The sequence below is a fragment of the Sphingomonas sp. genome (assembly GCF_024508665.1).
Classification (GTDB): domain Bacteria; phylum Pseudomonadota; class Alphaproteobacteria; order Sphingomonadales; family Sphingomonadaceae; genus Sphingomonas.
In genome coordinates this window covers 176,246-199,717 of record NZ_JANINP010000001.1, presented here as the reverse complement: position 1 = coordinate 199,717, position 23,472 = coordinate 176,246, and the positions used below count along the sequence as shown (strand labels likewise).

Annotated in this window: 19 protein-coding genes; 7 read left to right on the top strand and 12 right to left on the bottom strand. The window is 62.3% G+C overall.

Annotation, left to right across the window (positions count from 1 at the left end):
• Nucleotides 1–11: 11 nt before the first annotated feature.
• The 4 genes from Q0L25_RS00935 to Q0L25_RS00920 form a co-directional block, all read right to left on the bottom strand.
• Complete coding sequence (locus tag Q0L25_RS00935) at nucleotides 12–2,054, bottom strand: hypothetical protein (protein ID WP_296611049.1); 2,043 nt, start codon at nucleotides 2,052–2,054, stop codon at nucleotides 12–14.
• 67 nt (nucleotides 2,055–2,121) lie between these two features.
• Nucleotides 2,122–4,749, bottom strand: a complete 2,628-nt coding sequence (locus Q0L25_RS00930) for a TonB-dependent receptor (RefSeq protein ID WP_296611048.1) — start codon at nucleotides 4,747–4,749, stop codon at nucleotides 2,122–2,124.
• A 319-nt stretch (nucleotides 4,750–5,068) separates the two neighbouring features.
• On the bottom strand, nucleotides 5,069–5,524 hold the full coding sequence (locus tag Q0L25_RS00925; RefSeq protein WP_296611047.1) for a GNAT family N-acetyltransferase: 456 nt from the start codon (nucleotides 5,522–5,524) through the stop codon (nucleotides 5,069–5,071).
• A 10-nt stretch (nucleotides 5,525–5,534) separates the two neighbouring features.
• Nucleotides 5,535–6,035: an SH3 domain-containing protein gene (locus Q0L25_RS00920; RefSeq protein WP_296611046.1), complete on the bottom strand. Its 501-nt coding sequence runs from the start codon at nucleotides 6,033–6,035 to the stop codon at nucleotides 5,535–5,537.
• Between the two features lie 103 nt (nucleotides 6,036–6,138).
• On the opposite strand from Q0L25_RS00920, the gene Q0L25_RS00915 reads away from it, so the two are divergent.
• The gene (locus Q0L25_RS00915) at nucleotides 6,139–7,131 is read left to right on the top strand and encodes a D-glycerate dehydrogenase (protein WP_296611045.1); all 993 of its coding nucleotides are present in this window, start codon (nucleotides 6,139–6,141) and stop codon (nucleotides 7,129–7,131) included.
• A gap of 33 nt (nucleotides 7,132–7,164) precedes the next feature.
• Here the strand turns inward: Q0L25_RS00915 and Q0L25_RS00910 are convergent, their stop codons facing one another.
• From Q0L25_RS00910 to Q0L25_RS00885, 6 genes are all read right to left on the bottom strand, one after another.
• Complete coding sequence (locus Q0L25_RS00910) at nucleotides 7,165–7,863, bottom strand: glutamine amidotransferase (protein WP_296611044.1); 699 nt, start codon at nucleotides 7,861–7,863, stop codon at nucleotides 7,165–7,167.
• Nucleotides 7,864–7,948: 85 nt separating this feature from the next.
• Nucleotides 7,949–9,352: a nitronate monooxygenase gene (locus Q0L25_RS00905; RefSeq protein ID WP_296611043.1), complete on the bottom strand. Its 1,404-nt coding sequence runs from the start codon at nucleotides 9,350–9,352 to the stop codon at nucleotides 7,949–7,951.
• Nucleotides 9,353–9,419: 67 nt separating this feature from the next.
• Nucleotides 9,420–10,529, bottom strand: a complete 1,110-nt coding sequence (locus Q0L25_RS00900) for a glycosyltransferase family 4 protein (protein WP_296611042.1) — start codon at nucleotides 10,527–10,529, stop codon at nucleotides 9,420–9,422.
• Between the two features lie 147 nt (nucleotides 10,530–10,676).
• Nucleotides 10,677–11,819: a glycosidase gene (locus Q0L25_RS00895; RefSeq protein ID WP_296611041.1), complete on the bottom strand. Its 1,143-nt coding sequence runs from the start codon at nucleotides 11,817–11,819 to the stop codon at nucleotides 10,677–10,679.
• Entirely contained in the window at nucleotides 11,816–12,607 is a 792-nt protein-coding gene (locus Q0L25_RS00890) for an SDR family oxidoreductase (protein WP_296611040.1), read from the bottom strand. The genes Q0L25_RS00895 and Q0L25_RS00890 overlap by 4 nt, the downstream gene beginning before the upstream one ends.
• Nucleotides 12,608–12,639: 32 nt before the next feature.
• Nucleotides 12,640–13,527, bottom strand: a complete 888-nt coding sequence (locus Q0L25_RS00885; RefSeq protein WP_296611039.1) for an alpha/beta hydrolase — start codon at nucleotides 13,525–13,527, stop codon at nucleotides 12,640–12,642.
• A gap of 38 nt (nucleotides 13,528–13,565) precedes the next feature.
• Between Q0L25_RS00885 and Q0L25_RS00880 the strand changes: the two genes are divergently transcribed.
• Nucleotides 13,566–14,963, top strand: coding sequence for a protein adenylyltransferase SelO (locus tag Q0L25_RS00880; protein WP_296611038.1), 1,398 nt, complete (start codon nucleotides 13,566–13,568; stop codon nucleotides 14,961–14,963).
• 12 nt (nucleotides 14,964–14,975) lie between these two features.
• Entirely contained in the window at nucleotides 14,976–16,388 is a 1,413-nt protein-coding gene (gene astD / locus Q0L25_RS00875; RefSeq protein WP_066591723.1) for a succinylglutamate-semialdehyde dehydrogenase, read from the top strand.
• 395 nt (nucleotides 16,389–16,783) lie between these two features.
• On the opposite strand, the gene Q0L25_RS00870 is transcribed toward astD, so the two are convergent.
• Both Q0L25_RS00870 and Q0L25_RS00865 read right to left on the bottom strand, forming a co-directional pair.
• Entirely contained in the window at nucleotides 16,784–19,999 is a 3,216-nt protein-coding gene (locus tag Q0L25_RS00870) for an RHS repeat-associated core domain-containing protein (protein WP_296611037.1), read from the bottom strand.
• Nucleotides 20,000–21,129: 1,130 nt separating this feature from the next.
• Nucleotides 21,130–21,357 (bottom strand): hypothetical protein, encoded by a 228-nt coding sequence (locus Q0L25_RS00865; RefSeq protein WP_296611036.1) that lies wholly within the window; start codon nucleotides 21,355–21,357, stop codon nucleotides 21,130–21,132.
• 155 nt (nucleotides 21,358–21,512) lie between these two features.
• Here Q0L25_RS00865 and Q0L25_RS00860 point away from each other — a divergent pair, with 155 nt between their 5' ends.
• The 4 genes from Q0L25_RS00860 (at nucleotide 21,513) to Q0L25_RS00845 (ending at nucleotide 23,451) form a co-directional block, all read left to right on the top strand.
• Entirely contained in the window at nucleotides 21,513–22,046 is a 534-nt protein-coding gene (locus Q0L25_RS00860; protein ID WP_296611035.1) for an AAA family ATPase, read from the top strand.
• A gap of 72 nt (nucleotides 22,047–22,118) precedes the next feature.
• Nucleotides 22,119–22,289, top strand: a complete 171-nt coding sequence (locus tag Q0L25_RS00855) for a hypothetical protein (RefSeq protein ID WP_296611034.1) — start codon at nucleotides 22,119–22,121, stop codon at nucleotides 22,287–22,289.
• A gap of 80 nt (nucleotides 22,290–22,369) precedes the next feature.
• Nucleotides 22,370–23,158, top strand: a complete 789-nt coding sequence (gene cobA, locus Q0L25_RS00850; protein WP_296611033.1) for a uroporphyrinogen-III C-methyltransferase — start codon at nucleotides 22,370–22,372, stop codon at nucleotides 23,156–23,158.
• Nucleotides 23,155–23,451, top strand: coding sequence for a DUF2849 domain-containing protein (locus Q0L25_RS00845; RefSeq protein WP_296611032.1), 297 nt, complete (start codon nucleotides 23,155–23,157; stop codon nucleotides 23,449–23,451). The genes cobA and Q0L25_RS00845 overlap by 4 nt, the downstream gene beginning before the upstream one ends.
• The last annotated feature ends 21 nt before the right edge of the window (nucleotides 23,452–23,472 follow it).

The window sequence follows — 23,472 nt, the reverse complement described above, 5'->3', positions numbered from 1 at the left end:
CTAACCAGGTATCAATTCGCTGGACAGGCGATGCGGCCGTCCGGCGCTGGACGCTTCAGCGCGAGATAGACCGTGCTCCACAATTGCGCGGCGTTGGATTCGTCGACGTCGCGCCCGCTCGCACCGAACGCGGCAACCTCGTAGCGCCCGCCAGCATAGCGCCACGACCAGAGTTCGGAGCTCTGCACCTGGCGAGTGGCGGCGATGGCGCGCCACAGGCATTGCTGCGTCGCCCTAAGCTTCGCGCGGACAACGGGCGAGACGTCGGGCCGCGCGAGCTGTCGTTCCAGCCCCGCCGCCGCCAGCGCCTGTTGCCACGACCAGATCACCGTGCCGTGATAGGCATTGGGCCCGAACTTGGCGGCGAGCGCGTCCGACGCGAAAGCGGGATTGGCGACCAGCATGCCGGCGCCGGTCATCAACCCTGCCGGGAACGGCTTGCCAATCACTTCCGCGGCGGTCGTGAGCGCCGCATCGTCAGGGCGACCGAACAGCAAGGCGAACCCCTCGTCCGAATTCTCGATCGGCACCGGCGTGCCCTGAGCGTCGAGCGCGATCGCATTGAAGCGCAAACCGCCGTTGCCGATCGCCGCCATCGCGGCAGTCGCGGGCACGTCCGCCCGCGCGGCATAGGCCGTGATTGCAATGCGGGCGCGGTCGGTGGGGATCGACATCGCGAACAGTTGCGGCGCCCGCGACCGCCAAATCGCCTCGATCTTCGACATTTTGGCGAAAGCCTCGCGGTCTTCGGCGGTCATATAGGGCCCGAGCAGGCCGGCGCGATCCATTGCCGCCGCCGCGTCGAGCGCGGCCGGGACGAAGATCGCGTTGACGTCATAGGGAAAGCGGCCGCCGCCCAACCCCTCATTGCTGTCGCGCCACTGGCCGGCGTCCATGCCGGGTTTGAGCGATATCAGATTGGTTGCCTTCGGATCGTCGGCAAACGGTCGGGCGCGACCGAGGACGTGGCGCAGATTGCGCATCAGGGCGTCGCCGGCGCGCTCCTTGCCATTTCTCCGCGCCAGGAACGCTACGGCGCGGGCACGCCCACGGGGATCGTCGAGCAGCCAGGCGCGGGCGACCGGCGCCAGCATGAAGTCGCCGTCGATCATGTTGTAATTGTAGGTCGGCGCGTCGGACTTGGTACCGTCGCTCTTCATGTGATCAAGGATGGCGAACTCGCCGATATCCTCCTCATGCGCGACCTGCCCCTTGTCGGACAGGCGCTCCAGCACCGAGCTCAGCCCTGTCTCTACCGCTGCCGGCTGCAATACGGGCATCAGCAGCCGCACCGACATCAATGTGTCGCGGCCGAAATAGGTGTTGAAGCGCCACGATCCGGCGAGAAACTTCTCACGATAGCTCAAGAATTCGAGCGCCCGCCGTGCTCCGGCGTCCGCGTTGGCCTGTGGGGTAAGCAGCCCGGCCATGGGCACTGGGGTCAGCGGCGGCTCCCCAGACACGGCAGTGATCCCCAGCGTGATGCGACCATCGGCCGCAGCGACGATGCTGCGACCGTCCCAGCGGCCCCGGACGATCCGAACGCTCAAGCGATACCCGACCGCACCGTCGAGCCGATCCCGCGCCCAGGTCAAGGCATCGCCGCGCACCGTGACTGCTGTGAGCACTTCCGCGGGCGCGGTGCCGAGCGCCTGATAATCACGCAGCACGCGCACGCTCGATAGCACCGCCTGTTTAGGAGTCAGGCGCGACGCCGTGATGTCGGCGGTAAAGGATACGCCATGGAGCGGTCGCCCTTTGGCATCCGCAACGGTAACCGGCGTGGCCGGCGCCGGCATCGTCCATTGCGGTGCGTCCTGGACAGGGTCGAACCACAGTCCGATGCCGCTGTTCCCGGCGGGAAAGGCAACGATAAGGCGTGGGTCACTTCCCGAACGCAGCACGATATGCGCGGCGACCGGTCCTTTACGGACGAAGCTGTTGAGGTTCAGTCCTTCCTTCTGGACGAAAGCCGCGTCGGCGCGGGGCGTCGTGCGCGCGCCGAGCGCGCTCCCACAAGCCAGCGCCAGGAGCAATATCGATCGAAGGCGCATCACCAATCCTCAATGCAAGATCACGTCAGCCCGGGATCACCCGGGCCGACGCGCCCCCTTTTTCCTATCAGAACTTCGCCGTGATGCTGGCCAAAACGTTGCGGCCGATAATGCCGCGACCGTAGAAATAGCCGTTGACGATCGACTGCGTCTGGCCTTGGCGCGGATTGCCCTCGGTATAGCCGCGCTCGTTGGTCAGATTGTCGACGCTGACGTTGAGGTTGATCTTGGACGACAGGTTGATCGAGCCGCCGACGCTGAACACGCCATAAGCCGGCAATGCGACGCCATTGCCGGCGTCGGCGAAGATCTTGCCGATATATTTGTACCGGCCATAGATCTCGCCCCACCCGCCCGGCAGGATGAATTGCGGCGTGACGGTCAGCAATTCCTTGGGCGTGCGCTCGGGCGTATTGCCCTCATATTGCGGCTGCGCGGTCCCATTGAACCGCAGGTTCTGCAACTTGGGATCCTGGTACACGCCCGACAGCGACAGCTTGAAGAAGTCGACCGGCTTCAGGTCGAAATCGAGCTGAATGCCCTTGATATTGTCGTCGGCAGTGGCGTTCGACACCTTGGTCGGGTCGCTGGGGTCGAGGAACGTATAGCCCTGGTTGCGGAACTCGGTCTTGAACGCGACCAGTGAGCCGACCAGCATCCGCGACTGGAAGCGGACCCCCGCCTCGTACAGGGTCAAATTGGCGGGCTGATGGACACCGCCATTGTCCCCGGCGCTGGTCTGGAACCCACGAGCGTAGCGGGCATAGACCGAGAAATTGCGGGTCAGCGTGTAGTTGATGCCCGCCGTCGCAGCGACGTGATCGTAGCTGCCTTCCTGGCGCGTAAAGGTGCCATCGAACGACTGTCCCAGGGTCGGAATGAGCCCCGGCGTGCCCGCCGGTACCGGCGGGTTGACTGCGTAGGAATTGCCGATGTCGACGCGGTCATGGACGTGTTCGTAACGCGCACCGAAGTCGATATGGAGGTTGTCGCCGATCTTGAGCTCATCGTTGAAATAGCCCGAAATCGATTCGAGCTTGTCCTTGAAGATGCCCTGCCCCCAATCGCCATAGCTGACCATGCCGTTGTTGGTCAGTTGACCGATCACGCCATTCGAGGCGTTGAGCGCTACGACGTCATAGATGTTCGAGCCGTTAGTGACGTCGTTGATCAGCGATGCGGTGGCCGACTGATCGTTATATTTGGTAACGTTGTAATACATGCCGCCGATCGTCAGCGAATTGTCGATCGCGCCGCTGCCAAAGTCGAACGTCACGCCGAAATCGCTGCCGAAATCCTTGCTGTCGAGCCGCTGGTGGTTGAGGACCGTCTGCTGCAGCAGGCCATTGCCGTTCAGCGCGTTGAGCGTCGCCCCGTCGCTGACCGGGATCACCTGACCGGTCACGACGTTGCGGATACCAAAATTGGTCGTGCCATAAGCGGCGGTGCCAAGTGCAAGAAGGCTCGAAATCGGCGACACGCCGGGGGTTAGATACGTGACCGCCGAGGCCGGCGGCTGGCCATTCGAGCCGGGGAAGATGCCGTTGAAGTCGAACGATGACTTCAGATAGCGCGCCCGGGCGAAGACGCTGATCTTGTCGGTCAGCGGCTTTTCGAGATCGATGCGATATTGCGTCGTTTGCGTGTGGATGCCGTCGCTCAGGCTGAACGGCCTAAGGCACGTGCCGGTCGCGCACGAATCCGGCACCAGGATCTGACCGAACGCGCGGCCCGCGATATTGTCACGCAGGCCGTTGAGCCCCGGAACGTCGCCGATCTTGCCGCCATTCGAGGTGAACGGCATGTCGGCATAATAAGCGTCATGCTGATCGCCGCGCTTGAAGGTGAAGCGCAGGAAGCCGCCACCGGCGAACTTGGTTTCCAGCATCGCCTTGAAATGGTAGGTCGTATAGTCGAAATCGGAGCGCCGGAATCCGGGGTTGGAGGTCACATAGCCGCCGACCGAGAAAGCGACATTGTCGGCGAGCGGCGCCGAGAAATATCCGTCGGCGCGCAATTCGCCATAGCTGGTGCCGGTGAAGCGCGTCATCGCGGTCGCGCGATCGTAGCTCGGCTTCACCGAGATGAAATTGATCGTCGCCGCCGCTCCGTTAACCGCCAGCACGCCCGACGTACCGCCTTCGACCGCTTCGAGACGGTCGATCGTTATGTCGTTCTGGAAATATTCGTCGGCACCGCCACCGCCATAGATGATCGGCAAGCCGTCTTCTTCGAGCTGGATGAAGGTCTGGGCGCCGCCGCGCAGGCCGCGCACCGAATAATTGTTGGAGACCGCGCCGGCTGTGCCCTCGACGAAGATCCCGGGAACAAGCTCCAGTGCCTCTGCGGTCGAACGCGGGGCCTTGCGCTGGATGTCGGCAGCATTGGCCAACGTGACGTCCGACGACGAGTTGAACAAGGTACGCTTGCCCGACGTATTGCCGACGACGACGATGTCGTTGAGCGTCTGGTCTCCCGACTGGGCGTCGGTGTTGGGCGGCGTGGTCGGCTCGGCCGATTGCGGCGCCGCCTGACCGGCATCGGGCGCCTGCTGCGCCATCGCGCCGGTCGCGGGGAGGACGGCCGAACCAACCAGCAATGCGGCCTTGAGCCCGAGTCGGAGGCGGCCGCCCGTTATTTCGCGCTGCTCAGCCGTTACGAACGCCGGCACGAGGCGATTGAAAATTCCAGACATGACATCCTCCCTGACGCATTACGCTATTGAGGCGGCGGCGCTATCTGTTTCTGAAATTAATTTCAATAGCGGACGCACTTTCGTCCGACGCCACGGATTCCTTGCGTTGCAACGACGACACACCGCCGTGGTAGTCAGTGAGGACGAGCGTCGGTCCGGTCGGCGTTACCGGCCCAAAGGCGCTGCGAATTCGACAGCTAAAATCTGGCTGTTGGAAAAAGTTCCGCGATTTGAGACGAATGGAACGGTGTGCGACAGACGCCCTGCGATCGCGGCGACCGCGGGCTCGCTCGGCAGCGCCGCTGGCGAGCGTTCCGGGTCATAATTCGATAGTGAAATATCGGCTGAAATTGATATCGGTATAGCTGCCGAACGGCGGACAAGGGACGAACCCGGCGCGTTCATACAGGGCCCAGGCTGGAGCGAACGGCGCGTTGCTGCCCGTTTCCAGGCTGAGGCGACGATAGCCCCGCGCCCGCCCTTCCCGCACAATATGGTCGAGCATCGCGCGCGCCACGCCGCGCCGCAGGGCGGTGGGCGCCGTGCGCATCGACTTGATCTCGCCATGCTCCGCGTCGAACTGCTTCAACCCGCCCATTCCGAGCAGTTCTTTGCCATCCCATAGCGTCCAGAACGTCACGTCCGGATGTTTCAGCCCCGACAGATCGAGCGCGAAGACGCTGTCGGGCGGCGAAATCTCGTGCATCGAGCGGAGATGATATTCGACCAGCGCGACCACTTCCGGCCGCGAGACATCGTCCAGCTCGATCCGCATCACTCGGTCATCACTCGATCGTTTCGGTCGGGTCGACGCCCCACAAATGGCTGATCTCGACGAAGCCACCCCGGCCGGCGACGTCGAGATAGCACCACCCATTGCCGCATTTGCTGACGCGACCGATGACCCCGGGCTGTGCTCGCCAATTGACCTTGCCCGCAAAGCGCGGCGAGTCGCGCAATTCGGCAATATCGCCCATCACCATCGCGGTGCGCTGGTCGCTGATCAAATTGGCCTGCATCCAGCCTTGCGTGCCACCCGGATCCTCGATCTTGCGCCAATAGGCGCCGCCGCCCTTTTCCTTGTAATTCTCGATGATCTTCACCGGCAGACCTTGGCGCTGATACTTCCAGCTGACCGGATATATCCGACTGGGACCGGTACGCATGAAGGCCGACTTCGCATTGATCGATGCGAAATAAGGCGGTTTCTTTTCCACCAGCGCGGCGATCGCCGGCACCGTAATCGCCGCTGCCGCGATCCCCGACAACGCCCAGCCGATACGCATGGCCATCCCCTTTTTACGCCACCATCGATTCCCACCTATTGCGCAGGCGTCGCGGTGCATCAACCGCATTGACCAAAACCCGCGAAGCCGCCAAGCCGGGCGCATGGCCGGGTCAAAGCGCAAACCTCGGGTGATCGTCACGCGCGAACTCAGCGATGCGGTGATGGACCGTATGGCGCAACTGTTCGACGCCCAGCTCAATCGCCGTGACGCGGCGATGTCCCGCGATGAGATTGTTGCAGCCGTCCAGGACGCCGACGTACTGGTCCCGACGGTCACCGACACGATTGACGCCGACCTGATCGAGGCGGCCGGCGAGCGCCTTAAACTGATCGCCAATTTCGGCAACGGCGTCGATCATATCGACCTGAAGGCCGCGCGCGCCCGCGGCATTCTCGTCACGAACACGCCGGGCGTCCTGACCGAAGACACCGCGGACATGACGATGGCGCTGATCTTGTCGGTGCCGCGCCGCCTCGCAGAGGGCGAAAAGCTCGCGCGGTCGGGCCAGTGGAGCGGATGGAGCCCCGGCGCGATGCTCGGCCACCGCATCGGGGGCAAGGCGCTGGGCATCGTCGGCATGGGCCGGATCGGCCAGGCGGTGGCGGTTCGCGCGCGCGCCTTCGGCCTTACCGTCCATTACCATAATCGCCATCGCCTGCCCGAACAGGTCGAGCAGGAGCTTGCGGCGACCTGGCACGAAGATCTGGACGAAATGCTCGCCGGATCGGATTTCATCTCGATCCACACGCCTCACACTGACCAGACCGAGCGATTGATCGACGCCCGCCGCTTGGCCCTGCTCAAGCCCCAGGCCTATCTGATCAACACATCGCGTGGATCGGCGATCGACGAAACCGCGATGATCGACGCGCTCGAACAGGGGCGGCTCGCCGGTGCCGGTCTCGACGTTTTCGCGCATGAGCCCGCGATCGATCCGCGCTTGCTGGCGCTGCCCAATGTCGTGCTGCTGCCCCACATGGGATCGGCCACCTTCGAAGCGCGCGCCGCGACCGGCGAGCGCGTCATCCGCAACATCCAGCATTGGGCCGACGGCCATCGCCCGCCAGATCAAGTATTGGAGGGCTGGATTTAAACCCGCGTTGGACCGCTCGGCGGTTTGACCAGATCAGCTGACCAGGCCGCCCAACCACTCGCCGATCATGGCCCTCCCTGCCACGACAGCAGGCGGCCCCAGCCGGTCGTGCGCCGCGCGCAACGCCTCCGGGGTGGATCCGACTTCGGCGATATCGGCACCGTCATTGGCAAGCCAATGTTCGAACCGCTCGTCCTCACCCATCTCGGCATGGAATTGGAGCGCGAGCAGATTGCGACCGCGAGCAAAAGCTTGGGCATAAGATACTGTCGTAGCAAGTAATTCGACATCGTCAGGCACGTCGAATGTGTCGCCGTGCCAGTGCAGCACCTCAACGTCCTTGAGATGGCGCAGCGGCCCGGCTTTACCTGCATTCGTGAGCGTAACGGTTGCGAACCCGATCTCCCGCACCGGCCCCCTGCGGACCTCGGCGCCCAGCGCAGCGGCAATCAGCTGGCTACCCAAACAGACGCCGAGTGTCGGCAGATCGGCTGCCAAGCGCCGGCGGATCACCGCGATCTCCTCACTGAGCCAGGGATAACGGTCGGTATCGTAGACGCCCATCGGGCCGCCCATAATCACCAGCAGGTCGGGCGACATGGTGTCGAGCCGCGCGCATCCCGCATGATGCGCCGCGACCCGCTCGATCGCATAGCCGGCGGCCTCGATCGGCTCGCGATAGCCGGCAATGCCTTCATGTTCGACGTGACGGAGGACAAGCGCGCGTTTCATCGCCAGCCGAGGTAGCGGATCAGGATTGCCCGGCAATGAACCTTCTTTTGGCCGTTCGAAAGCCAAGCTGCCCCGTCGTCTATCGTCAGTCCCCGGTCAGGATGCGATCGACCAATTGCTTCACCGTGGGCACGAAGCCGTTCGAATAGAACGGGTCCTTCTTGAAATTATACGCGCCGTGCCCGGCGAACATCAGGTTCTGGTCGACATCGCCGCCATGCGCGATGTCCTGCAGCGTCTTCTGGATGCAGAAGCTGCGCGGATCGGCCAGTCGGCCGGTGGAGTTGGTCTCGCTGTCAGCCCAGCTCGAGAACAGGCATTGCGACAGGCAACCCATGCAATCTGCCTGGTCCTTGCGGATTTCCGCTTTTTCGGTCGGCGTCACGAACACCAATGTGTTGTCCGGCGTCTTCAGCGCTTCGGTGAAACCATGGCCGAACCATTCGCGCGCGCGGAGCAGGTCGTTCCTGGTCACCCAGAAATTCTTGCCTTTCACCCCGACGTCGAGCTGGAAGGTGTGATCGCCGGCTTCCTGCGTCGAAAAGGCTATCTGCCGCTCCGACCGCGCCTCGAGCGCGCGCAGAAACGGATTGCGGACCGCGGACGAATAGAAGCCGGTCGGCGAGAAACGGTGCAGCAACACGTCACCTTCCTCGATCTGCGTCAGCCTGGCCTTCCACGCTTCCGGAATCGGGCTTTCCTGCGTCAGCAAGGGTCGGGTGCCGAACTGGAATGCGATCTTGCCGAGTTCGGGATTGTCGATCCAGTCGTTCCAGTCGCGCAGGTACCACACGCCGCCCGCCATCACGATCGGCACCTCGTCGGAAATACCGCCCTCGCGCATCGTCTCGCGCAATTCCTTGACCCGCGGATAGGGATCCTGCGGCTCCAGCGGATTCTCGGCATTGGACAGGCCGTTATGGCCGCCGGCCAGCCAGGGATCCTCATAGACCACGGCGGCGAGCCATTCCGCCGCTTTCGAATAAGCGCGCTTCCACAGCGCGCGGAAGGCGCGGCCGGAGCTGACAATCGGCAGGTAATTGACGTTGTACGATGCGGCGATCTCGCTGAGCTTGTAGGGCATGCCGGCGCCGCACGTCACACCGGCGACCAAGCCGCGCGTACGTTCGAGCACGCCGTGCAGCACGCGCTGCGCACCGCCCATTTCCCACAGCACGTTGATATTGATCGCGCCCTTGCCGCCGGCGATTTCGAACGCGCGCTTGACCTGCTGGACCGCGCCTTCGATCGCATAGTCGACCAGTTCCTCATGGCGCTCGCGGCGAGTCAGCGCCTTGTACACCTGCGGGATGATCTTGCCTTCGGGATCGTAGCTGTCGGCATTGACCGCGGAGACCGTACCGATACCGCCCGCGGCGGCCCAAGCGCCTGCGCTGGCATGATTTGTCGCGGCGACGCCCTTGCCGCCTTCCACCAGCGGCCATACTTCGCGACCATTGTAGACGATAGGCGTCAAGCCCTTGAACACGTAATCCTCCTGCGACCTATAACGCTGCCTATAGCGTTTCGCTGCCTGTAGGCGAGCAAAATACTCCTCACGACAGCGCGCCCGCCCTACCCAGCGCCTCTTCGTACAGATGCGTATAAGCGGCGATCATCGCCTTGGCGTCATATTCGGCGACCGCCTTGGCCCGATTGGCCTTGCCGATCGCCGCACGCAGTTTGGCATCCGCCGCCAGCGCCTGGATCGCGTCGCGCAGGTCGACTTCGCCCGAATGCGGGGTGATATAGGGGCGGTTCTCCTCGCTCACCATATACGGAATGTCGCCGGCCGGGACCGAGGCGATCGGCAATCCCGCCGCCATTCCTTCAACCACCGAGATCGGGAATTGCTCGCTGAGCGACGACAGCGCCATGATGTCGAACAGCCCAACATAAGTGTGCGGATCGGGCAGGAATCCGGGCAGCAGCACCTTGTCCTGCATTTCCAGCGCGCGAGCCGCCATCTCGATCTTCGCGCGCTCGGGCCCTTCGCCGACGATCACTAGTCGCACGCGCGCCGAACAGCCGGCGGTCGCGCGCACCAAGGCCGGCAGGTTCTTGACCTCGCGCAGCCCGGCCAGCGCGCCGACGATCACTTCGCCCGGCTTGCGGACCAGGCCGGGGATCGCCTTGGGATTGGGCTTCTTGGCATAGAGCGCGGTGTCGATGCCGTTCGGGATCCGGCGCAGCCGCGGCGCCGATTGCTTCCAGACATTGGTCGCCACCCATTCGAGCGTCATCGACGGCACGACGACCGCATAAGCGGCGGGGAACGCCATCCGCCGATAGATCGCGCGCTGCGGCTTGAGCTTCATCGCTTCGTCGGCGTTGAAGCCGTCTTCGTGATGGACGATCGGCGGCATGCCCTTGGGGAAAACGCGCTTCGCCATCACGGCATCGATCGCGCCCCAATTGTAGCTCAGCACCAGATCGAACCGGCGCATATATTTGGCGATCGCCTCATAGCGGCCGACCGAAGGGCGGCCGGTCAGCGGTGGCGGGTTCTGCGCGATCTCATAGCCAATCCCCGGCGCGATCGCGTCGCGCGCCGAATATTGGTCGGGCATTCCCGACACGATCGTGTGCCGCGCGCCGTCGCCGAACGCGTTGATCAACTGAACCGAACGCGCTTCCTTCCCGCCCAGGTTGAACGAGGAATGCATATGCAGGATGTTGAGAGGTGCGGGCAAAGATGGGCCTCTATTCCGTCATGCCGGGCTTGTTCCGGCATCCATCGTGGTATGAAACGTATCGCTTCCGGCTCTAGCCGCACGTTGGACCCCGGAACAAGTCCGGGGTGACGGTAGGAATCATAGGCCGAACACGCTCTTCGGCACATGCGTGATGCGGCACGCCAGGTCTGCCTCGCCGCTCGCGACGATGAAGTGATCGCCTGCATCCGCGATGCCGGTCGAGAAGACCACATTGTCCAGATACATAAGCTCTTTCATCGGCTCGGTCAGGTGCGGCGCGGGTTCTAGCAGCGGGGTGTCGCTGGTCGCTAAGGTCACTGATGGATCGCGCGCATCGAGCAGCGACCAATAGGTGCGATAGATGCCGACCACGCCATAGGGCTCGACCCCATGCCACAAGGAAAGCCAGCCGCGATCGGTCAGCACCGGCGGCGTGCCCCCGCCCATCCGCGCGGTGGCCAGCGTCGCGGAATGCGGCCGAATGCCGGGCTTTTCGTGGGGTTTCCAATGCAGCGCGTCGGGCGAGGTGGCGAGGTTGATCGACGGGCCGGCGCGCCATTCGCTGCCCGGCGGATAGGCGAAATAGAGGTCGCCCAAGGGCCGCGTTTGCGCCCAGTAATTGGCGCCGATCCGATCCTCGAAGATCAGCATGTCCTTGTTCTGGTGATCGAGCACGATCCCTTCGAGCAGCCAGTCGTGCGCGTCGTTCGACGAATAGAGCGTGGTCGAATGCCGTTCCGGACTGACCGAACAGCTGGTCATCAGCCAGCGATTGCCGACCCGGCTGATCCGCGCATCCTCGACGCCATAGCATTGGTAGGATGCGCGCGGAGCGATCGCGTCGCGATAATGAATATCGACTACCGTTCGCCCCTCGGCATCGAGCTCGACCGGCAGCAGCCAGGACAGGCTGGTCAAGGCCATCACTTTCCAGCCGCCGCCGCGCATCATGAATTTGCGCGGATCGGCAGTATCGACCATCTCCAGCGGCCAGGGGTCGAGACAATATCGGCCGGCATCGGGGGCCGAGCTGTCCCCAGGTATCCAGCGGATCGAGTGGATCTTCTGGTCGGCGATCGGCGTCTTCAGTGCCTCGGCGATCCGCACCATCAGCAACAGATTGCCGTTGGGCAGGCGCGTCATCCCGGGGTTGAACGCACCCAGGCAATAGGTCTCGGCATCGATGCGCCCGGCCAGGGGGCCTTTGGACAGATCGACATCGAGCGGGCTGAAAACGAGCTCGTCGAAGGGATAATTCATTCGTCGTCCTTGCGCAGGGGCGCCACGGTGATCTGCTGCACGACCGCTCGGCGCGGCTGCGTTAGGGCGTAATGGACGGCGACCGCGATATCCTCCGACCGCAACATTTTCTCTTCCCTGACCATCTGCTTCTGCTTTTCGGCGTCGATATCGGGATAATGGAAATCGGCTTGGGTGTAGCCCGGCTCGATCAGGCTGACCTTGATGTCGCGACTGCCGAGCTCCTTGCGCAACGCCTCGGCGAACCCCGCGATGCCGGCTTTCATCCCGGCATATACGGTGGAACTCGGACCCAAAATATGCGCCGACATCGACCCGATCAGCACGATATCGCCGCCAGCCCGCATGGCCTCGGCCGCTTCGTGCGCGCTCATCAGATAGGCGGTGAAATCGGTCGCGATCGCATAACGCAGATCGCGCCCGCTCATCTCGCTCAAGCCGCCGGCCGGGATCGCGGCGTTGATGACTGCAACGTCGAGGCCGCCCATCCGCGCGGTCGCCTCTGCGAAATAGCGCTCGACATTGTCTTGATCGGCCAGGTCGATCGCGCTGCCCTGCCCCGTGCCGACCCTCCCGATCGCGTCCAGCGCGTCCTGCAAATGCTGTTCGTTGCGGCCGCAGATGTCGACGGTCGCGCCTTCGCTCGCCAGCAGCGCGGCGATTGCGCGGCCGATTCCGGTGGTGCCGCCGGTGACGATGACGCGCTTGCCTTTCAGGCTCGGCTTATCGGTATGGGTATCGGAAACGGCGCCAGGCCGTTCGACCAAGCTGTCGGTGGTGTCGGACACGATCACTCTCCCTGTTGAGCGGGAAAGACGCGTCACACCGTGACGGGTTCCTTCGCGACTCGATCGAGTAGGCGGTCGATCGCCGCAACCGCTTTGGGTTCGGTCAGTGTCGGCGTGTGGCCGACATCGGGCACCGTCACCAGCTCGGCGCGTCCGAGCCGCGCCGCCATCTTCTCCGCGGTCGCAGCCGACAGGACGTCCGAGCGGGCGCCGCGCAGGATCAGCGTCGGCACGTCCTTCAGCGCATCGAGCGCGCGCCACATATCAGGGCCGGCCTCGTTTCCCGGCACGCGGAACGGCTCGGCGATCTTCATGTCGTAATCGAGCACGATCCGACCCGAACTGTTCAGGCGATACAGCCTTTTGGCCATCGCCAGCCATTCCTCGATCCCGTAATGCGGATAGACGTCGGCATTGGCCTCCTGCACCCCGCGCGCCGCGTGCATCCAGGTCGGCCAGGTGTTGGCGCGCCCGACATAGGACCGGATTCGTCCCAGCCCGGCCGGCTCGATTTCCGGCCCGACATCGTTGAGCAGCACGCCGGCCAGCTTCTCGCGGCCGGCGCTCGCGAGCAACATGGTGACGATCCCGCCCAGCGACGTGCCGAACGCGACATAGCGGTCGATCGCCAGCTCGGCCAGCAGCGCCTCGACATCCTGGACATAGGTCAGCGGCACGTAGGACATCGGATCCTTGGCATAACCGCTCTCGCCGCGCCCGCGCAGTTCGATCGCGATCACGCGCCAATCGGGCGACAGCCGCTCGGCCATGTCCTCGAAATCCCGGGCGTTGCGCGTCAGACCCGGGATGCAGACGATCGGCGGACGCCCGCCGGGGCCAGCATCAGGGCCGGGATAATCCCGGCAATGCAGCCGCACTTCGTCGTTGGACCACCAGTATCGATTTTCGTAAGATGACAATGGTTGCGTCCCCGCTGCCGGCCCACCCATATTGCCGCATGACCGCGCGACCGCAAGCTTATCGCCCCGAAACGGCAATCCTGGATCTGGGGGATGCATTTTACGATCGCGTGACCGCGGCCGATTTTCCCCAGACGATCCTGCGCTTTCGCAACGATCGCGCGGCTGTAGAGGTCGGGCTCGACACGCTGAGCGACGAGGAATGGATCGCGCATTTCGGGCGGTTCACGCCTCTGTCGGGCACGCTGCCCGAGCCGCTGGCGCTGCGTTATCACGGCCACCAGTTCCGTACCTACAATCCCGATATCGGCGACGGCCGCGGTTTCCTGTTCGCGCAGCTGCTGGGCGCAGACGGCCGGCTGATGGACCTGGGCACCAAGGGATCGGGCCAGACGCCGTATAGCCGGTTCGGTGACGGCCGGCTGACGCTCAAGGGCGGGATTCGCGAAATCCTGGCGACCGAGATGCTCGAGGCGCTCGGCGTGCCCACCTCTCGCACCTTCTCGTTGATCGAGACCGGCGAAGCGCTCGAGCGCAACGACGAACCCTCCCCGACCCGCTCGGCGGTGCTGGTGCGGCTCAGCCACAGCCACGTCCGCATCGGTACGTTCCAGCGGCTGGCCTATTTCCGCGATAAGAACGCGTTGCGCGCGCTGACAGGCTATGCGCTGCTGCGGCTGTACGGGGAAAAGCCTGGCGACGATGCCGCCGCCCGGCTGCTCGACCTGGTGGTCGGGCGTACCGCGACGCTCGCCGGCAAATATATGGCCGCCGGCTTCGTCCATGGCGTGCTGAATTCCGACAATATCAACGTCACCGGCGAAAGCTTCGATTACGGGCCATGGCGCTTCACGCCGACTTGGGACCCCGGCTTCACCGCCGCTTATTTCGACCATGCCGGCCTGTACGCGTTCGGCCGCCAGCCCGAGGCGATCCATTGGGACGCGATGCAGCTCGCGGTCGCGCTGCGCCCGATCTGCGAGGCCGAGCCGTTGATCGCGGCGCTGGACACGTTCGGCGACCGCTATCAGCGCGCGGTCGGCGACGCGATCCTGTGGCGGCTAGGCCTGACCCCGCGCGATCCCGACAGCGACCGCGCGCTGGTCCAGACGATCGAGCCGGTGCTGCGTGGCACCGCGACCGGAATCGATCGCTTCTTCTTCGACGCCTTTGGCGGCCGATTGCCCGATAGCTATGGCGAGCCATGGGACGAGGTGCGCGACGCCCTCGCCGCCTACACCCCGCGTACCGACCGCTCTCATCCATACTGGTCGGGCGAACCCTGCTCGATGCTGATCGAAGAGGTCGAGACGATCTGGTCGGCGATCGACGAGCGCGACGATTGGGAGCCGCTCTACGCCAAGGTCGCGGCGATACGCGAAATGGGTGAGGCCTTGGCGGGCGAGCGGCTGGCGGCGGCCGCGGCGAACGGCTAGGGACCATGATCCATGTCGGGTGAACTTCTTTCCTACGAACCGGCGACCGGCGAATTGCTGTGGCGCCATGCGATCGGCGATGCCGACAGCGAAGTCGCGGCCGCGCGTGAGAGCTGGGCCGAATGGGCGGCCAAGCCGGTCACCTTCCGCATCGAGACCCTGCGCCGCTATGCCAATGTCGTACGCGCGCGCAGCGACGCCTTCACCGACCTGATCGCGCGAGAGACCGGCAAGCCGTTATGGGAAGCGAAGACCGAGGTCGATTCGGTCATCGCCAAGGTCGACATTTCGGCCGGCGCCTTTGCCGAGCGCACCGGCCAACGCCAGCTCGATTCCCCGATGGGCAGCCGCATGGCGCTGCGCCACAAGCCGCACGGCGTGCTCGCGGTGCTGGGGCCCTACAATTTCCCCGCGCATTTGCCCAACGGCCACATCGTGCCCGCACTGATCGCGGGCAACGCAGTGGTGTTCAAGCCGTCCGAAAAGACCCCGGCGACGGGCGCGTTCATGGTCGATTGCCTGCATGAGGCGGGCGTGCCCCAGGGCTGCGCGCGATTGCTGATCGGCGGCCCGGCCGAGGGCAAGGCGCTGGCCGGGCATGACGGCATCGACGGATTGCTGTTCACCGGATCGGCGCGCACCGGGATCGCGCTCAACCGCCAATTCGCCGACCGGCCCGAAAAGATCCTGGCGCTGGAAATGGGCGGCAATAATCCGATCATCGTGTGGGACGCGCCCGACCTCCACGCCGCGGCGATCGTCATCATCCAATCCGCCTTCACCACCGCCGGCCAGCGCTGCACCGCGGCGCGCCGGCTGATCGTCGACGAGGCATTGTACGAACCGCTGACGGCAGAATTGCTCAAGCTCACCGGCCGGCTGATCGTCGGCGACCCGCACGCCGACCCGCAGCCGTTCATGGGCCCGGTGATCGATAACGAGGTCGCCGATCTGCTGACCGAGAGCTTCCTCGAACTGATGATGCGCGGCGGCCGACCATTGCGGCACATGGAACGCCCGTTCGACGACAAGCCGTTCCTGACGCCGGGCATCCTCGACGCGACCGAGATGAAGGACCGCCCCGACATCGAATTGTTCGGCCCGATCCTCCAGGTGATCCGCACGAGCGATTTCGACGAGGCGATCGCGGAAGCCAACAACACGCGTTACGGCCTGTCGGCCAGCCTGATCAGCCAGAACCCCGACCTCTACAACCGCTTCTGGGCCAATGCCCGCGCCGGCATCGTCAACTGGAACCGCCCGACCAACGGCGCGAGCTCGGCGGCGCCATTCGGCGGCATCGGGTGGAGCGGAAACCATCGGCCGAGCGCCTATTATGCGGCGGATTATTGCGCCTATCCGGTGGTGTCGAACGAGGCCGATCAGGCGCGGGCGTCAATCGCGGTGGGGTTACGTGAGGGGTGAGAGGTTCATTGATTAATGTATTTTGTAAACTATCACCGCAATTCCAACTTGGCGCTTTTAGTGACTGGAACCTTAATTCCCCAGATCGGCAATGCAAATCTAATGCCAAAATTCGTCAGGTGCCAGTTTAGCGCATTTAGTAAACTGTCACCGTAATTTTAGCAGATTAAGTAAACTGTCACCATAACCAAAATTTTTAATGAATGTCTTTAAGAATAAAATTGATTATCCCAAAGAAAATCAAACTTCCAACAGATAACCCTATAATTTCGTATTTGGATGGCCTTCTATATTTTCCAAAAAACCCCGATAACGCCCAAGGGATAAAATTAATAAGAGCGAAAATCGCAGCTGACAAAGCCACGGCCCAAAGAATTATGAATACCATTTGTAATTTACCTTACGGGGCAAATGGAGTCGGTGACCTTTTGCCTGCTCGTTTCGCGCTTATTTGCCATATATGCTGCCAGTCCCCAGGACGGCTTAATCCCTAAGGACCCACCAAATGAATCTTGGGTTTCTCTTTGCGGAGGAGTGAATGAGGCCTCAAAACCACCCCGCGGCGTAGCTATGCCGCCTAGCAACCCATCTGACGAACTCATTCCGGAGCGCAGCGGACCACGGTTGATACCAATATTTAGGCTGCCGCCCATGCTCACGCCTCCACCAAAACCGTCAATGTCGGTGGTAGTGTCTTTCGCGTAAAATTGAGCGTCGCCAATAGTCGTCCCAATTGGAATCGCCACGCCAACTTCGCCACTATATCCGAAGCCTTTCATTAACATTCCCATCGCACCTAAGCCGATGCCGATTGTGAGGCGAGGCGCTGTCGTGCAAAGGTGTTCCGGGTCCGGAAAAGGAGAGGAACCACCATCCTGTTCGCCACTTGAGCCACGACCACCGCCACCGCCACCGCCACCGCCGACGGATACCCCACCGCTGCCGCCAAACCCACCGGACGAGTTACCGGGAGTGACATCGTTTTCGCCGATGAAATTATCGTCGTCATCGTATTCTTCGCGCAACAGCCGGTCACCGTTCCACCAATAATAATAGCGATTTAAGCCAGTTGGATCGGAAAGATTGACAGGATCCGCGCCAACATAATTATACCAGTTCATCCCATCGCCATATCCGATGGGATCGGTCTGCATGAACCGCCCAAGCGTCGGCGAGTACATCCGCGCCTTGTAATAATACATGCCAAGCTCGGGCAGCCAGACTTGGCCGGTATATTGACGCCGCAACGTGTTGCTCGCGCCCGGAATGCCATATTCGTCATAGGTGTTGACACCCGTGACGTTGCCCGACGCGTCTGTTCCGGCAATCACCGAGCCGCGCTCGTCGCTGACAGTCCAAGTCTTGACGCCGGCCGCGGTGATTTCGAGCAGTTCCTCGTCCGTGCCCGGCCCCAAGATATAACGCTGAGTCAGTGCTCCGGACGAGGCGAGATAGGAGGCGATCATCTGATCACCGTCATAGAGGTAGTTTGACGCTGCGACCGACGCGCCGCCCGACTGGTAGAGCCGCAGCAGCGCGTCGTAAGTCAGGCTCGCCGAATTGGGTCCGGTCAGCAGCAGGTTCTCCGGACTGTAGGTATAGGTGTTGCTGCCTGAGTTGGTGAGATTGCCACGCGCGTCATAGCCGAACATAGTGCTGGTCGCCGCGCTATATTGGTTGAGCCCGTTCGACGTGTAGTTGCGCGCGACATTGGTTGCGCCGGTCCATGAAAATGCATTGTTAGAGCGTGTGGTGGACGTAATCTGCGATGCGGAATTGTAGCCGAACCCCAGCGTCAGGTCGTTGGTCGTGCCGGTCAGGTCCGAAACCAGCGACGACAACCGAGAGACCGGATCGAACGAGTAGGTCGTGACCACGCCGTTGCCGCGAGTGAGCGTTTTGCGCCTTCCCAGATCGTCATAGGCATAGGTCCCGAGCGTTGTCGTCCCATTCTCCTTGATCGTCGTCAGCTCGCCGGTGACCTGATAATCGTAAGTCACGTAATAGGTGTCAGGCCAGGTCAACCGCGTGCGGCGTCCGGCAGCATCATATTGATAGCCTACCGTCCCGAGCGGGCCGCCCTGGGTCAGATTGCGCCCAAGAGCGTCATAGCTAAAGGTCAAAGTCTGCGAAGATTTGATCGCCGTAAGGAGGCGGCCCATCAGGTCGTAGGTATAAGCGGCGTCGGGATCGCCGGGGGGCAGATCCTTGTACGTGACCCGGTTGAGATTGTCGTAGGCGTAATTGATCTGCGTTCCGTCGCGCAGCAGCCAGTGCGTGACGTTACCGTTATCGTCGTACCACAGCTGCTCGAAATCTGTTGTCGAACTCGCCCCCGCCCCCTTCGTCGGCGACGGATAGTTCGTCTTCAACAGGCGGTCGAATCCGTCATAGGTGTACGTTGTCTTATTGCCGTTGGCGTCGGTCGCCGTCGCAACCTTGCCGCTGTCACTATAGGTTACCGTTGCAACGTCCGACGCGTCGGGCGTGCCATAAGCCGAGGTCGACTTGATGGCGCGGCCTACGGCATCATAGCTCAGCTTCGCAATACGGTCCGGTCCATCAGCGCCGGCTGCCGCCAGCGTGCACGCCGAGCTGGGCAAGGAACCCCACGTCGCCGCGTTCATCCGTAACGCCGTGCATTCCGGGCGCCCGTTCGCGTCGTAGCTGTATTGCGTCACGCTATAAGTAGTCGCCGCAGCAGTGACGACATCCTGGACCTTACGATTATAGCTGTCATAGCTCGTAGTCAGTTGTTGCTGCGAACTGAACCCCAACCAATCGTTATCGGTCGTCCCATTGACGGTGCCGACCTCCTGCTCGGTCGGTTGACCGGCGTCGTTGTAGGCCACGCGAACAGCACGGCGTTTGAGCGTGCCTCCGCCATCCGGATCCGCTGAAACGATCCCCAGCACTCGTCGGTCGGCGTCGTACCGATAGGTCGTGATATCCGCGGCTCCAGAGAGCGGCCCATCAACCGTTGTAACGTTTCCGACCGTATCGTAGCCCAGCGTCGTCGTCGCGATAATGCTGCCATCGCCTGCAGCAGCGGTGATCGAAATCGGCTTCAGATTGCTGGGGACGCTCGACGATCCGCTTTCGTACGAGATCGTCTGCTTGCTTTCGTTCGCCGTGCCGGCGCAGATCGCCCCGCTTGAGCAGGACGAAACACCCGTCAGCTTATAGATCGGCGCCGTTGCTTGGACGAGAGCACCCGCACTATTCTTGTACCAGGCCGACAAAGGCGTATAGCTGAAGCGCGTTTGAGGCCTGGCCGCACCGGTCGTCGGCGCCGGACGCGTTACGGTTAGCACGCCGCCGCTGTTCGCGTCATAGGTATAGTCGGTAGTGAAGCCCTTCGCATCCGTGGTCGAATTGGGCTGATTGCAGGTTTTCACGTTCGAACACGTCGCGTCGTAAGACGCGGTGGTCGTTATCGCACTGAGCCCGGACCCGCTCTTTGGCGTATAAGTGCTCGAGATCAGATTATTGCGTCCGTCATACCCATAGGCAATGGAGTTGCCTTCGGGATAAGTCACCGAGGCAATGTTTCCAGCCGTATCGTAGGTGTAAGTGGTGGTCTTTCCAACCGCGTTAGTACGACTCTTCACTTGACTCGACGCCAGGTCGACAAGGATGGACTGCTGATTAGATAGCGGATCTGTGACCGTTGTCGTCCGTGCACCGCCGACATCGCTGTAGGCGTAGAACCATGTCTGACCTCCCCGCGATGCCGTCGCAATTTTACCGGAGGTATCGTAGGTGTAAGTAACCGTGTCAGTCCCGCTAGTAGCTTCGCGAATGCCGACAATTTTTCCACTCGGGTTATACGTAACCGAGCTAGTCTTAGCCAAGGGATCCGTCTTAGAAACAATCGTGTTAGATGCTGACCATGCATACGACACCGTCGGCCAACTAGAAGAGCAAGAACTTACTGAACAGGATTCTACTCCGACATTTGATGCTGTAACAGAAACTAACGACGACCACTTCGCAACATCTGTACTATTCTGCATGTATCCGTTATAGAGATATTTAAATGTCAAGCGATAACCGTCAGACGAGGTAACGGACGAAACTCGAGAAACAGGGAAAGGCCCTCCCAATATTGGATGCTCCGCGTCGACATCGTACTGTAAGTTTAAAGTCCTCCCATCTGGATAGGTAATATCCGACACACGTCGGCTTGCCACGTAAAAGACCGTCATCTTGTAGGACGTATCAAAGTGGTATTTCGTGCCATCTCTTGTAATGTAGTCGTAATTATCCACATTGGGAGTACTACCCAATTCTACCAATTTTGCTCCGGTTCCGTTTATACTATATCCATTCGGAGAAGAAAATTTATCCGACTTCCCCCCAATGAATACTGTTATGGTGGAAGCATACTGAAGACCTGTGCTAAACGAATTATCGTCACCAAGACTGCGTTGCGTCCTACCAAAACTCAAACCCGATCCGTTCGACCCTATTTCTATATCAGATGAATCATAAAACACCTGACCGCTTATAAGATCAACGTTGTTATCATCAATTGACGTATTTGAAGGAGGGATCGGTTGTGTTGTAGCGATCTGAGCGCGCGCGGGTTGAGCATTCAAAAGAATGAAGAGACTTGCGCTGAGTGCCGTCGAGACGAGAGACAACCTACGGATAAAACGCGAGCCACCCCGCCCGACGGGGGTCAAGTTCACCATCTTCTGCGATCCTGTTTGGGAAGAATATAGACGCTTGAATCCGCTTACGGTGCGCCGGTCACGTTCACGTTGACGCGGTTGTCCGCCTTGTCGAAGCTGTAATTGGACATAACGTTGTTGTTGACCGTGCCCGAATGGGCGACCTTCACCAGCCGCCCCTTGGCGTCATAGGTGTAATTGACCGTCTCCGATGCTCCGGCCATGCCGGTCGCCATTGCGGCGAGCACCATCGAACCGGCGCAGACAGTCAGCGCCGTAGCTAATCGAGTCATGTTTGCCCCCCGATTCGGAACTCGACAAAGGCTGTTCCTCATTCTCCAACTTGGCAATGGAAACTATTTGATAAACCAATAAATCGTGTCCGTTCCGGACGAGAAGACGTATCACGTCGCGACTTCTTCATTTTTCAGCTGAGGTGGCTGAATGCATGCATGGCTTTTTCATCATCTCGGGCTGCTCGGGCGGCGGCAAATCGACTCTGCTCGCCGAACTCGCCAGGCGTGGCTTCGCGACGATCGAGGAGCCGGGCCGACGCGTTGTTCGCGAGGAGCTGGCGTCGGGCGGCGGCGCGCTGCCGTGGATCGATGGGGCCACCTTTGCGCGCCGTATCACCGCCCTCGCCAAACAGGATTATGACGACGCGCGTGCCCTGCCCGGCCCTGTCTTCTTCGATCGCGGACTAATCGACGCCGCGGTCGCGCTTGAGCACTTGACGGGCGAAACGGTGCTGGCCGATCTCGCCGCGGGCTATCGCTATTCCAGCCCGGCCTTCCTCGCGCCACCCTGGCCCGAGTTGTTCGCGTCCGATGCCGAGCGGCGGCACGATTTCGCTTCGGCGGTCGCCGAATATGATCGGCTCGCCGCGGCCTATCCGGCGCTCGGTTACGACGTGATCTTGCTGCCGAAAGTCAGCGTCGCCGAACGCCTCGCCTTTGTCCTCGAACAAGTCGGGATGAGCTGAATTTGATTGCGCCCGGGCGTGGAACCGGTTGGCATTTCGTGAATTAGCCGCGATGTGAAACCTGCCAACGACGTGACTATTCCTCCCCGCGCGCTCCGCCTGAAAACCGAAGCCGGCAATTGCCTGACCATCGCGGTCGGCAAGACCGATCCGGTGTTTGCCGGCGAACTGATCGACGAGGCGATGCGCCTGATGCGCCGCGCGCAGGAGCTGGCGAACGCCAAGACGGCGGGCAAGGACTGAACCCCGCAAAGTTTCGCTATTCCAGCCAGTAGCAAGCGTCGGTTGCCCGCGTCGCATCCGCGGCCCATCTGCCCCGCATCATGGCGACACTTCTCGATCCGCACGCGCGTGGCCGCGTCATCCTGGTCGGTGCCGGGCCCGGCGATCCAGGCCTGCTCACGGTTCGCGCGGTCGAGGCGCTGAAAAGCGCCGACGTCGTCGTGCATGACGGGTTGATCGACCCGGCCGTGCTCGACATCGCGCCGGCCGATGCCCACCGCATCTCGGTCGCCAAGAAACGCAGCAAGCACACCTTGTCGCAGGACGCGATCAACGCGCTGATCGTCGCGCATGTGAAAGCGGGCGCGATCGTCGTGCGGCTGAAGGGCGGCGATCCGTTCATTTTCGGCCGCGGCGGCGAAGAGGTCGAGGCGGTGCGCGCCGCCGGCCTGCCGGTCGAGGTCATTCCCGGCGTCTCAGCCGCACTCGGCTGCGCGGCGGAAGCGATGCTCCCCCTCACCCATCGCGATCATTCCTCGGCGGTCAGCTTCGTCGCCGGCCAGTGCAAAGGCCTGACCGACCAGGATTGGTCGGGGCTCGCGGGCAAGGGCCGCACGCTCGTCATCTATATGGGCGTCGCGACCTGCCCCGATATCGCCGACAAGCTGATGGCCGATGGCGTCGCGCCCGACATGCCGGTCGCGGTGCTGGAGCGCGGCACGCTGGCCGGGCATCGCGCGATCAAGACCTTGCTCGCCGATCTCGGCCCCATGGTCGAGCGCGAGCAGGTGCAGAGCCCGGCAATCATCGTCGTCGGCGATGTCGTCGAACTGTCGGATGCGGAGGATAAACTGGCCCGGTGGGCTCGGATGGCGGAGGCTGCGGCGTGAAGATTCTAACCGGGAACGACCTGCCGACCGGCGACGTGATCTGGTGGACCGGCAGCGGCTGGTCGCGCCATGTCGAGGACGCGGTCGATGTCGGCGACAAGGGCGAGGCGATCCTGCATGCCGAGGACGGCGCGTGCCGGGTCAATGGCGGCTATATCCTCGATGCTACGGAGACCCCCGATGGCCCCCGCCCCGCGCACATCAAGGACCGCATCCGCGCGCTCGGACCCACTGTGCGGCCCGATCTGACGCTCAAGCCTAGCGATCCGAACGCGGGGAGCTGGGTGATATGAATTTTTCGCGCAAAGGCGCTA